This is a genomic window from Pseudomonas delhiensis (genome assembly GCF_900187975.1).
Classification (GTDB): Bacteria; Pseudomonadota; Gammaproteobacteria; order Pseudomonadales; family Pseudomonadaceae; genus Pseudomonas; species Pseudomonas delhiensis.
In genome coordinates, this window is record NZ_FZPC01000058.1 from 1 (window position 1) to 10,493 (window position 10,493).

Sequence of the window (10,493 nt, forward strand, 5' to 3'; positions counted from 1 at the left end):
CCCGAACTCAGCAGTGAAACGACGCATCGCCGATGGTAGTGTGGGGTTTCCCCATGTGAGAGTAGGTCATCGTCAAGCACCTATCCCAAAACCCCTGATCAGCCTGGCTGGTCGGGGGTTTTGCTTTGGCGCGGGGAAAACCATTCCCCTGTAGGCGCGCTTTGCGCGCGAATCGCGGACAAAGTCCGCTCCTACGCCATGCCCACCTCCGGCTCCCCCTGTAGGCGCGCGCCCTGCGCGCGAATTGCGGGCAGGGCCCGCTCCTGCAGTTACCTTGTGCGCCATGTACCCGTAGGAGCGGACTCCGTCCGCGATCCGGCCGGCAGGCCGGCGATGCCGCAAGGCCAGCGGCGGATAACCGCGAACGGTTATTCGCCCTACGTCTAGCGCCACACCCTGTAGGAGCGAGCTTGCTCGCGAACGGTGCTTGCCGGCGGTAGTCGTGTTTCGGGTTGATGCCGTTCCCTCTCCCCAGCCCTCTCCCGCAAGCGGGAGAGGGGGCCGTTCGGCGCTGCCGGGGCGTTCGGTGTCAGCCTGGAACATCGGTTCGAATACGCAATCGTAGGGCGCATAACGCCCCAAGCGTTATCCGCCGTTGGCCCCACACCAGACCCACCAGCGGATAACCGCGAACCCATATCTCATCCACGATCCGGCCGGATCGTAGGGCGCATAACGCCCCAGGCGTTATCCGCCGTCGAGCCCCCGCGCCAAGGCCAGCGGCAGATAATCGCGAACGGTTATTCGCTCTACGGATTAGGAGGGCCCAGGTGGCGTTGCATGACGAGAGTGCGTTCTTCTCCCTGCATCACTTCCCGGACCACTTCATAGCCCAACCTCCGATAGAAGGCTTCTGCCGTGAGCGAGGAGGGTACGCGCAGCACCTCCACGCCTTCCGACCTGGCTTGTGACTCGATCATGGCCATGAGGCATCTGCCGACGCCTTGGAACTGGTGGCGAGGGTCGACGAAGAGGCTACGAACCACATCGCCTTCGAGACCTACGGTGGCGACCACGCTGTCTTCCCGCATGGCTACCAGCACGCTGCGCCTTTGTAGCAGTTCGGTGACCTTCTCGGGGCTGAAGTGCTTCACCACCTCTTCTATGACGTCTGGTGGATAGTCCTGGGCGTTGCTGTAGCGCAGCGCTGCGATAATCACCCGGCTGATGGCCCCGGCGTCATCGGCCCTGGCCGGGCGTATCTGGCATTCCATTGTATTGTCTCTATTGGTGAGCTCCAGGCCATATTCGCGCCTTGCTACTTGGAGCGCAAAACACAGGCAACAAAAAAGGCGCCCCTGGGGGCGCCTTTTTTGTATCGAGCTGACGATCAGCCGTTGAAGCGGCGCAGCACCAGGGTGGCGTTGGTGCCGCCGAAACCGAAGCTGTTGCTCATCACGGTGTCGAGCTTGGCGTTCTCGCGGGTTTCGCGCAGGATCGGCATGTCGGCGACTTCCGGGTCCAGCTCGTCGATGTTGGCGGAGCCGGCGATGAAGTTGCCTTGCATCATCAGCAGGCAGTAGATCGCCTCGTGCACGCCGGCGGCGCCCAGGGAGTGGCCGGACAGGCTCTTGGTGGAGCTGATGGCCGGGGCCTTGTCGCCGAAGACTTCGCGGACGCCGCGGATTTCCGCCACGTCGCCCACCGGGGTGGAGGTGCCGTGGGTGTTCAGGTAGTCGATCGGGGTGTCGACGGTGGCCAGCGCCTGCTGCATGCAGCGGATGGCGCCTTCGCCGCTCGGGGCGACCATGTCGTAGCCGTCGGAGGTGGCGCCGTAGCCGATGATCTCGGCGTAGATCTTGGCGCCGCGCTTCAGGGCGTGCTCCAGTTCCTCGACCACCACCATGCCGCCGCCACCGGCGATGACGAAGCCGTCACGCTTGGCGTCGTAGGCGCGGGAGGCCTTTTCCGGGGTGTCGTTGTACTGGGTGGAGAGGGCGCCCATGGCGTCGAACAGGCAGCTCTGGCTCCAGTGCTCTTCTTCACCGCCACCGGCGAAGACCACGTCCTGCTTGCCCATCTGGATCTGCTCCATGGCAGTGCCGATGCAATGCGCGCTGGTGGCGCAGGCCGAGGAGATGGAGTAGTTCACGCCCTTGATCTGGAAGGGGGTGGCCAGGCAGGCGGAAACGGTGCTGCCCATGGTGCGGGTGACGCGGTATGGGCCGATGCGCTTGACGCCCTTCTCGCGCAGGGTGTCGATGGCTTCCATCTGGTTCAGGGTGGAGGCGCCGCCGGAGCCGGCGATCAGGCCGGTGCGCGGGTTGGAGATCTGCTCTTCGGTCAGGCCGGAGTCCTTGATCGCCTGTTCCATCGCCAGGTAGGCATAGGCCGCGGCGTCGCCCATGAAGCGGAACACCTTGCGGTCGATCAGCTCTTCGAGGTTGAGGTTCACCGAGCCGGAGACGTGGCTGCGCAGCCCCATGTCGACGTACGACTGGTTGTGGCGGATACCGGCACGGCCGGCGCGCAGGTTGGCGGAGACGGTGTCTTTGTCATTGCCCAGGCAGGATACGATGCCCAGGCCGGTGATCACGACGCGACGCATGCGGATAACCCTTAGAAGCTGTCAGTGGAGGTGAACAGGCCGACGCGGAGGCCTTCGGCGCTGTAGATTTCGCGGCCATCGACGCTGACGCTGCCGTCGGCGATGGCCAGGACCAGCGAACGGTTGATGGTGCGCTTGATGTGGATGTTGTAGGTGACCTTCTTGGCGGTCGGCAGGACCTGGCCGAAGAATTTCACCTCGCCCGAACCCAGGGCGCGGCCGCGGCCGGGGTTGCCCTGCCAGCCGAGGTAGAAGCCTACCAGCTGCCACATGGCGTCCAGGCCCAGGCAGCCCGGCATCACCGGGTCGCCTTCGAAGTGGCAGGCGAAGAACCAGAGGTCGGGGTTGATGTCCAGCTCGGCGACCAGTTCGCCCTTGCCATACTTGCCGCCAACGTCGCTGATGTGGGTGATGCGGTCGATCATCAGCATGTTCGGGGCGGGCAGTTGCGCATTACCCGGGCCGAAGAGCTCGCCGCGGCTGCAGCGCAGCAGGTCTTCTCGGGTGAAGGCGTGTTGTTTGGTCATGCGAGCTCCTCAAAAATCCTGAACGGCAGGGCGAAATCGATCGTCCTGCGGCTCCGCGCGCCTCATTCTTGTAGCGGCGTCCTGCGGCAGCCTAGTCATAGACTATTGCCTGTCGGTTAAAGTCACAGCACCGGGCGAACGGTTGTTCACTTTATTCCGGTGCCTCTGTTGCTCCAGCTGGGCGTTCATCTTGCCGATCAGCCTCGCAGGCCCACGAGTTTGGGCGAACAGGCCCCGCGGATCAACGCCCGGAGGTCAACCAGCGCTGCAGAATTTTCTGCAGATCGGCGCGCTTGAACGGCTTGGCCAGGTAATCGTCCATGCCCGACTCCAGGCACAGCTCGCGATCACCCTGCAGGGCGTTGGCGGTCAGGGCGATGATCGGCACCTGCCGGCGCCCGGCGAGTGCGCGAATCTGTCGCGTGGCCTCGTAGCCGTTGAGCAGCGGCAGGCGGCAATCCATGAGGATGGCATCGAATTCGTTGCGTTCCGCCGTGCGCACCGCCTGTGCGCCATCGCCGACCAGAGTGACGCGATAGCCGAGGCTGCGCAACATGGCTTCTATGACCGTTTGATTCACCGGGTTGTCCTCAACCAGCAGCACCGACTGGCCCGTGGCCGGCTCCGAGGCCCGCAGGGCGCGCGCGCCGGCGCCCGGGCCGCGGGCGTGGAAGGGCAGGGGGATCTCCAGGGTGAAGGTCGAGCCCAGGCCTTCCTCGCTGGACGCCTGCAGGGTGCCGCCCATGCGCTCGGCCAGGGTGCGGGCGATGGCCAGGCCCAGGCCGGTGCCGCCGTAGCGCCGCGAGGTGGACGAATCGGCCTGCTTGAAGGCCTCGAACATGTGCTCCAGGCGCTCCGGGGAGATGCCGATGCCGCTGTCGTTGACCGCGCAGGTCAGCCACAGCACCTCGTCGTCCAGGGCCTGCCAGCGCACTTCCAGACGGATGGCGCCTTCCTCGGTGAATTTCAGCGCGTTGCCCAGCAGGTTGACCAGGATCTGCCGCAGGCGCGTCGGGTCGCCCCGCACCTCCAGGTGCTCCAGCCCCGGCTGGACGTCCATGCGCAGCGTCAGGCCACGCTGCTGGGCGCTGTGCTGGAAGGCCAGCAGCGAGCCCTGGATCAGCTCCAGCACGTTGAAGGGGATGCGCTCCAGCTCCAGGGCGCCGCGCTCGATGCGCGAGAAGTCGAGGATGTCGTTGATGACCTTGAGCAGGTGCTCGGTGGATTCGGTGGCCAGCGCCGTGTACTCGGCCTGCTCGTGGTTGAGCTCGGTGGTCTCCAGCAGTTGCAGCATGCCCAGCACGCCGTTCATCGGCGTGCGCAGTTCATGGCTCATCATGGCCAGGAAATCCGACTTGCTGCGGTTGGCCTGCTCGGCCTCCTCGCGGGCCGCCACCAGTTGGGTGATGGTGCGCTCCTGCTCCTTGCTGGCCTGCTGCAGGCCGCGCGCCAGGTTGTTGATGTGCCGCGCGAGGTCGCCGACCTCGCCGTTGTCCAGCACCGGCAGGCTGGTCTGGTAGTCGCCGGTCTGGATCGCCTGGACCGCATTGGCCATGGTGCTGATCGGCGCCGCCAGGCGCTGCGCCAGGCGGCGGGCCAGCAGCAACGTCAGCAGCAGGGCGAAGAAGGCCAGCAGGCTGGCCTTGAAGAGGATTTCCTGCTGACGTTCGCTGAAGGCGTCGTTGGCCATGCCCACCACCACGCGGCCCAGGTAGTCGGCATCGCTGGCCGGCTGGCCCTGGCGGCCCGGGGTGTGGCGCAGCGCGGCGGCGTCGCCGGGGACTTCGGGGGCGACGTGCTCGCGCTGGATGGCGGCGTGGAACACCTCGATCTTGGGCGCGACCTGGCCGTTGTCGCCGGGCGGCTGCTCGGCGTAGACGAGAATCTCGTCATTGCGGTTGCGCACCTCGATGAAGCGCACGTGCGGCGTGCCCAGGGTGGTGCGCAGCAGGCTCTGCAGGACCGGCAGGTTGCCCGAAAGCACGCCATACTCCGCTGCCGGGGCGAGCTGGTTGGCGATGAGCTGGCCGGTGTGGTTGAGTTCCTGGCGCAGGTCCTGCAGGCGCGAATGGGTGAAGTAGCCGGTCAGCAGCAGGGTCAGCAGCAGCGCGGGGCCGAGGCTGATGGCGAGCATGCGGTTCTGGATGTTCCAGCCCTTGCGCGGCGTCATGCTGCGTCTCCGGCGGCTGGTCGGTTCTGGCGGTGCTGCGTGGCGTGCACGGAACGGCCCTGTTCTCGGTTCTCTACGGGGACGGATGTTAAACGAGGCGGGGCGCTTTGCCAGCGTGCGATGTGCACTGGCCGCCTGGCGGTGGCGCCTTATAATGCCCCAATCGCCGCCTGCGTGCGGCCCGTGATGGAAGTGACATGACTGAGCAGCAACCGATCGCCGTGCTGGGCGGCGGCAGTTTCGGCACCGCCTTCGCCAACCTGCTGGCGGAGAACGGCCAGCGCGTGCGCCAATGGATGCGCGACGAGGAGCAGGCCGCGAGCATCCGCGCCCTGCGCGAGAACCCGCGCTACCTCAAGGGCGTGCGCATCCACGAGAACGTCGAGCCGGTCACCGACCTGGCGGCGACCCTGGACGATTGCGAGCTCATCTTCGTCGCCGTGCCGTCCAGCGCGCTGCGCAAGGTGCTGGAACCCTTCGCCGGGCAACTGGCGGGCAAGTCGCTGGTCAGCCTGACCAAGGGCATCGAGGCGCAGAGCTTCAAGCTGATGAGCCAGATTCTCGAGGAGATCGCCCCGGCCGCGCGCATCGCGGTGATTTCCGGGCCGAACCTGGCCCGCGAGATCGCCGAGCACGAGCTGACCGCCACCGTGGTCGCCAGCGAGGACGAGGCGCTCTGCACCCGCGTGCAGGAAGCGCTGCACGGCCGCACCTTCCGCGTCTACGCCAGCGGCGACCGCTTCGGCGTCGAGCTGGGCGGGGCGCTGAAGAACGTCTACGCCATCATCGCCGGCATGGCCGCGGCCCTGGGCATGGGCGAGAACACCAAGGGCATGCTGATCACCCGCGCCCTGGCGGAGATGACGCGCTTCGCCGTCAAGCTCGGCGCCAACCCCATGACCTTCCTCGGCCTGGCCGGGGTGGGCGACCTGATCGTCACCTGTTCGTCACCGAAAAGCCGCAACTATCAGGTCGGCTTCGCCCTGGGCGAGGGCCTGAGCCTCGATGACGCCGTCGCCCGCATGGGCGAGACCGCCGAAGGGGTGAACACCCTCAAGGTGCTCAAGGCCAAGGCCGACGAGCTGGGCGTCTATATGCCGCTGGTCGCCGGGCTCTACGCCATCCTCTTCGGTGGGCGCACCCTGGCCCAGGTGATCCAGGCGCTGATGAGCGGCGAGCCGAAGACCGACACCGACTTCATTCCCACCAGTGGCTTCTGAGGAGATACCCATGTCCGCTGATCGTCTGGCCGACCGTATGAACAAGGAATCCCTGGCCCTGCGCATCCTCTGGATGCTGCTGTTCGCCCTGGTCTGGTACGTCGCGCAGATGCTGCTCGGCGCCGTGGTGGTGGTGCAACTGGTCTACCGCATCATCTACGGCGCGCCCAGCGCCAGCCTGCTGGCTTTCGGCGACAGCCTCAGCCAGTACCTGGCGCAGATCGGCCGCTTCGGCACCTTCAACAGCGACGAGAAGCCCTGGCCCTTCGCCGACTGGCCGGCTGCCCGCGCGCCCGAAGGCGAGGCCGCACACGCGGTGCCGCCGGCGCCGCACCCGGTGCGCGACGAGGAACCGAAGCTGTGAGGATCTGGCTGCTGCGCCACGGCCAGGCCGAGCCCCAGGCCCGCCGCGACGCCGAGCGGCAGCTGACCGCCCACGGCCGCAAGGAGGTGCTGCAGAGCGCCGGGCACCTGGCCGGCCACCCGCTGGACGGCATCCTGGCCAGCCCCTACGTGCGGGCCCAGCAGACCGCCGAGCTGGTGCGCGAGGCGCTGGGCTTCGACGGCGCGGTGGGCACCGCGCCCTGGCTGACGCCGGACGACGACCCCCGCGACGTGCTGCGCTTCCTCGACAACCGCAGCGAGCGCAACCTGCTACTGGTCAGCCACCAGCCGCTGATCGGCGCCCTGGGCGGGCTGCTGGTGCACGGCAGCCGCGACGAGGCCTTGCCCATGGCCACCGCCTCCCTGGCCGAGCTGGAAGGCGAGGGGCCGCTGGCGGGGCTGATGACCCTGGTTTCCCTCTACCACCCCGGGCGCGGCTGAAGGTTCCGCCGGGGCCCTGCGCGGGCCTCGGCGTTCCGCGCGTCAACCCGGCTTGTCGTCGTCCGTCAGGCTGACATCGTCGGTCGGCCCGCGGCCGGCCAGGCGCTGCTCCAGGCGGTTGCCCAGCACCAGGATCAGCAAGGTCAGCGCCAGGCCGACGGCGGCGGTCAGCACGTGCCCGGTGCCGCAGGCCAGGCCGAGCATCGACGAGACCCAGATGGTGGCGGCGGTGGTCAACCCCTCCACGCGGTAGCGGCGCTCGTGGTGGACGATGACCCCGGCGCCGATGAAGCCGATGCCGGTGAGCACACCCTGGGCCACGCGGCTGGCGGCATCCGCGGTGGCCGGCTGCAATTGCTGGATCACCGTGATCGCCAGCGCCGCGGCCAGGGCGGTGAGGGCGTGGGTGCGCAGCCCGGCGGGGCGGTGGTGCAACTGGCGGTTGAGGCCGATCAGGCCGCCGAACAGGGTGGCGCAGAGCAGGTTGAACAGCAGCGCCAACTCGGCCAGCGCGCTGTTGGTGATGAACGGCATGGGCAGCTTTCCACGGGGGCCTGCCGCTGCTTTTAGCAGTTCGCCGGCGGGCGCGCCATGCGCTGCTGAAGCATCTCCCTACAAAAGTTCACATATCCCTTCTTGCCAGGCTGTAGGACGCATGGAATATTCGACCAAGCAAGTGCTTGGTTGATCTATCGCTACACCTCTAGAACAACAAGAAAGGAGGGGCATGTGGTCACTGCAATTCGTTCTCCGCTCGAGCAATTCCTGCAACGCGAGGCGCGTCACCCGGACAAGCGCTACCTGGTCCAGCCGTTGCCGGGCGGCCAGGTGCAGAGCCTCTCCTGGGGCGAGGCCGGCGACCAGGCGCGGCGTGCAGCCGCCTGGCTGCGCAGCCTGCAACTGCCACCGGGCAGCCGCGTGGCGATCATCTCGAAGAATTGCGCGCACTGGATCGTCGCCGACGTCGCCATCTGGATGGCCGGGCACGTCTCGGTGCCGCTGTACCCGAACCTCACCGCCGAATCGGTGTACCAGGTGATGAGCCATTCCGAGGCCGCGGTGGCCTTCGTCGGCAAGCTCGACGACTGGCCGGCGATGGCGCCCGGGCTGCCGGCCGAGGTGCTCAGCGTGTCCCTGCCGCTGCACCCGGAAGGCCGCTTCGACCACAGCTGGGACGACCTGCAGGCCTGCGAGCCGCTGCAGGAAGTGCCGCTGCCCGACCCGGCCAGCCTCGCCACCATCATCTACACCTCCGGCACCACCGGCACGCCCAAGGGCGTGATGCACTCCTACGCCAACTTCGACTTCGCCGCCAGCCACGCCATGAAGCTGTTCGGCGTGGGGGAGGAGGATCGCCTGCTGTCCTACCTGCCGCTGTGCCACGTGGCCGAGCGGATGTTCGTGGAGATGGCCTCGATCTACGCCGGGCAGACGATCTTCTTCGCCGAGAGCCTGGACACCTTCCTCGCCGACATGCGCCGGGCGCGGCCCACGGTGTTCTTCGGCGTGCCGCGGATCTGGACCAAGTTCCAGATGGGCGTCTACGCGCAGATGCCGGCGCAGAAGCTCGACCGCCTGCTGCGCCTGCCGCTCATCGGCCGCCTGGTCGGGCGCAAGGTGCTCGCCAGGCTCGGCCTGGACGCGGTGCGCTACGCCCTGTGCGGCGCGGCGCCGGTGCCGCCGGCGCTGCTCGACTGGTACCGGCGCCTGGGGCTGAGCGTGCTGGAGGTCTACGGCATGACCGAGAACTGCGGCTATTCCCACGTCTGCCGGCCCGGCAAGCAGAAGGAAGGCTGGATCGGCCAGTCCAGCCCCGGGGTGGAAGTGCGCATCAGCGACGAGGGCGAGGTGCAGGTGCGCAGCGGCGCGACCATGCTCGGCTACTACAAGGACCCCGAGCGCACCGCCGAGACCCTCACCGAGGATGGCTACCTGCGCACCGGCGACAAGGGCGAACAGGACGCCGAGAGCAACCTGCGCCTGACCGGCCGGCTCAAGGAAATCTTCAAGACCGGCAAGGGCAAGTACGTCGCCCCGGCGCCCATCGAGAACCGCCTGGCGGTGCATTCGCGGATCGAGCAGATCTGCGTGGTCGGCGACGGCCTGGTGGCGCCGCTGGGGCTGTGCGTGCTGTCCGAGGTCGGCCGCCAGGAGGCCGCCAACGGCTCGCGCTCGCAGCTGGAGGAGAGCCTGCGGCAGCTGGTGGAGGAGGTCAACGGCGAGCTGGACAAGCACGAGCGCCTGGCCGGGCTGGTGCTGGTGAGGGACGTGTGGAGCGTGGACAACGGCTTCCTCACGCCTACCCTGAAGATCAAGCGCAACGTGGTGGAGTCCACCTACGGCGCGCGCTTCAACGAATGGGCCGAGCGCCGTGAAGCGGTGCAGTGGCATGACTGACTGCCGGGAGTGAATGCATGAGCCAATGGCGCACTACGCCTGACCTGGAGGCGCTCAACGCCAACCTGAGGAACACCATCGGCGAGGTCCTGGACATCCGCTTCGAGGCGGTGGACGACGACTCGCTGACCGCCAGCATGGTGGTGGACGCCCGCACCCACCAGCCCTACGGCCTGCTGCACGGCGGCGCCTCGGTGGTGCTGGCGGAGACCGTCGGCTCCACCGCCAGCTACCTGTGCATCGACACCAGCAAGTACTACTGCGTGGGCCTGGAGGTGAACGCCAACCACCTGCGCGGCCTGCGCAGCGGGCGGGTGACGGCGGTGGCGAAGGCGGTGCACCTCGGCCGCTCCACCCACGTCTGGGAAATCCGCCTGCACGGCGGCGACGGCAAGCCCAGCTGCATCTCGCGGCTGACCATGGCCATAGTGCCGCTGGAGCGCTAGGCGATACGGAAGACCTGTAGGAGCGGGCCCTGCCCGCGATTTCGCGCGCAGGGCGCGCTCCTACATGAAAACGCCATGGCTGGGGTGGTGTAGTCTTGCAGCTCGCGCCGGGATGCTCTTCGTAGGATCGAGGGGGGCGCCTAGCTCTTGCTCGCGAACCTTGGTCCTGTGCTCCTATCTCCCCATCGTCATTCCCGCGAACGCGGGAACCCAGCTGCCTTGGCTTGGGTGTTTCTGCGCCGCTCCGAGTTTGCCCAACCTTCTTGTTTCGCCCCCTCGGGCGAGTCACTTTTGTCAGTCGCCACAAAAGTAACCAAAAAGGCTTGCCGGTACGACTCACCCACATAGGTGACAAATCGG

General features: G+C 67.3%; 10 protein-coding genes and 1 rRNA gene. 6 read left to right on the forward strand and 5 right to left on the reverse strand.

Translation table 11 applies throughout. The features are described 5' to 3' along the window. Positions 1–78: ribosomal RNA gene (rrf, locus tag CHC02_RS31035) — 5S ribosomal RNA — on the forward strand; the annotation flags it as partial. Positions 79–749: 671 nt separating this feature from the next. Here rrf and CHC02_RS29500 read toward each other — a convergent pair. The 4 genes from CHC02_RS29500 to CHC02_RS29515 form a co-directional block, all read right to left on the reverse strand. Next, on the reverse strand, positions 750–1,214 hold the full coding sequence (locus CHC02_RS29500; protein ID WP_089394910.1) for a GNAT family N-acetyltransferase: 465 nt from the start codon (positions 1,212–1,214) through the stop codon (positions 750–752). Positions 1,215–1,330: 116 nt separating this feature from the next. Next, on the reverse strand, positions 1,331–2,548 hold the full coding sequence (gene fabB, locus CHC02_RS29505; RefSeq protein WP_089394911.1) for a beta-ketoacyl-ACP synthase I: 1,218 nt from the start codon (positions 2,546–2,548) through the stop codon (positions 1,331–1,333). An 11-nt stretch (positions 2,549–2,559) separates the two neighbouring features. Further along, complete coding sequence (fabA, locus tag CHC02_RS29510; protein WP_009618534.1) at positions 2,560–3,075, reverse strand: 3-hydroxyacyl-[acyl-carrier-protein] dehydratase FabA; 516 nt, start codon at positions 3,073–3,075, stop codon at positions 2,560–2,562. A 241-nt stretch (positions 3,076–3,316) separates the two neighbouring features. Beyond that, complete coding sequence (locus tag CHC02_RS29515; RefSeq protein WP_089394912.1) at positions 3,317–5,245, reverse strand: ATP-binding protein; 1,929 nt, start codon at positions 5,243–5,245, stop codon at positions 3,317–3,319. A 197-nt stretch (positions 5,246–5,442) separates the two neighbouring features. On the opposite strand from CHC02_RS29515, the gene CHC02_RS29520 reads away from it, so the two are divergent. The 3 genes from CHC02_RS29520 to sixA are packed head-to-tail and all read left to right on the forward strand — an operon-like array spanning position 5,443 to position 7,290. After that, positions 5,443–6,465, forward strand: coding sequence for an NAD(P)H-dependent glycerol-3-phosphate dehydrogenase (locus CHC02_RS29520; protein WP_089394913.1), 1,023 nt, complete (start codon positions 5,443–5,445; stop codon positions 6,463–6,465). A gap of 37 nt (positions 6,466–6,502) precedes the next feature. Beyond that, entirely contained in the window at positions 6,503–6,829 is a 327-nt protein-coding gene (locus CHC02_RS29525) for a DUF4389 domain-containing protein (protein WP_371921149.1), read from the forward strand. Beyond that, a complete protein-coding gene (sixA, locus tag CHC02_RS29530; RefSeq protein WP_089394914.1) occupies positions 6,826–7,290 on the forward strand; it encodes a phosphohistidine phosphatase SixA in 465 nt (154 codons plus the stop codon). Before CHC02_RS29525 ends, sixA begins: the two co-directional genes overlap by 4 nt. Positions 7,291–7,332: 42 nt before the next feature. Here the strand turns inward: sixA and CHC02_RS29535 are convergent, their stop codons facing one another. After that, positions 7,333–7,824: an MgtC/SapB family protein gene (locus CHC02_RS29535; RefSeq protein WP_089394915.1), complete on the reverse strand. Its 492-nt coding sequence runs from the start codon at positions 7,822–7,824 to the stop codon at positions 7,333–7,335. A 195-nt stretch (positions 7,825–8,019) separates the two neighbouring features. Between CHC02_RS29535 and CHC02_RS29540 the strand changes: the two genes are divergently transcribed. Together CHC02_RS29540 and CHC02_RS29545 are read left to right on the forward strand one after the other, a co-directional pair. Beyond that, positions 8,020–9,687: an AMP-binding protein gene (locus tag CHC02_RS29540; protein ID WP_089394916.1), complete on the forward strand. Its 1,668-nt coding sequence runs from the start codon at positions 8,020–8,022 to the stop codon at positions 9,685–9,687. A gap of 17 nt (positions 9,688–9,704) precedes the next feature. Beyond that, positions 9,705–10,133 (forward strand): hotdog fold thioesterase, encoded by a 429-nt coding sequence (locus CHC02_RS29545; protein ID WP_089394917.1) that lies wholly within the window; start codon positions 9,705–9,707, stop codon positions 10,131–10,133. Positions 10,134–10,493: the final 360 nt, after the last annotated feature.

What these genes read in the sequence shown, in the direction of transcription:
- CHC02_RS29525 (WP_371921149.1), top strand. Translation starts at nt 6,503, where the DNA reads ATGAACAAGGAATCCCTGGCCCTGCGCATCCTCTGGATGCTGCTGTTC.
- CHC02_RS29515 (WP_089394912.1), bottom strand. Translation starts at nt 5,245, where the DNA reads ATGACGCCGCGCAAGGGCTGGAACATCCAGAACCGCATGCTCGCCATC.
- CHC02_RS29520 (WP_089394913.1), top strand. Translation starts at nt 5,443, where the DNA reads ATGACTGAGCAGCAACCGATCGCCGTGCTGGGCGGCGGCAGTTTCGGC.
- fabA (WP_009618534.1), bottom strand. Translation starts at nt 3,075, where the DNA reads ATGACCAAACAACACGCCTTCACCCGAGAAGACCTGCTGCGCTGCAGC.
- CHC02_RS29500 (WP_089394910.1), bottom strand. Translation starts at nt 1,214, where the DNA reads ATGGAATGCCAGATACGCCCGGCCAGGGCCGATGACGCCGGGGCCATC.
- CHC02_RS29545 (WP_089394917.1), top strand. Translation starts at nt 9,705, where the DNA reads ATGAGCCAATGGCGCACTACGCCTGACCTGGAGGCGCTCAACGCCAAC.
- CHC02_RS29535 (WP_089394915.1), bottom strand. Translation starts at nt 7,824, where the DNA reads ATGCCGTTCATCACCAACAGCGCGCTGGCCGAGTTGGCGCTGCTGTTC.
- fabB (WP_089394911.1), bottom strand. Translation starts at nt 2,548, where the DNA reads ATGCGTCGCGTCGTGATCACCGGCCTGGGCATCGTATCCTGCCTGGGC.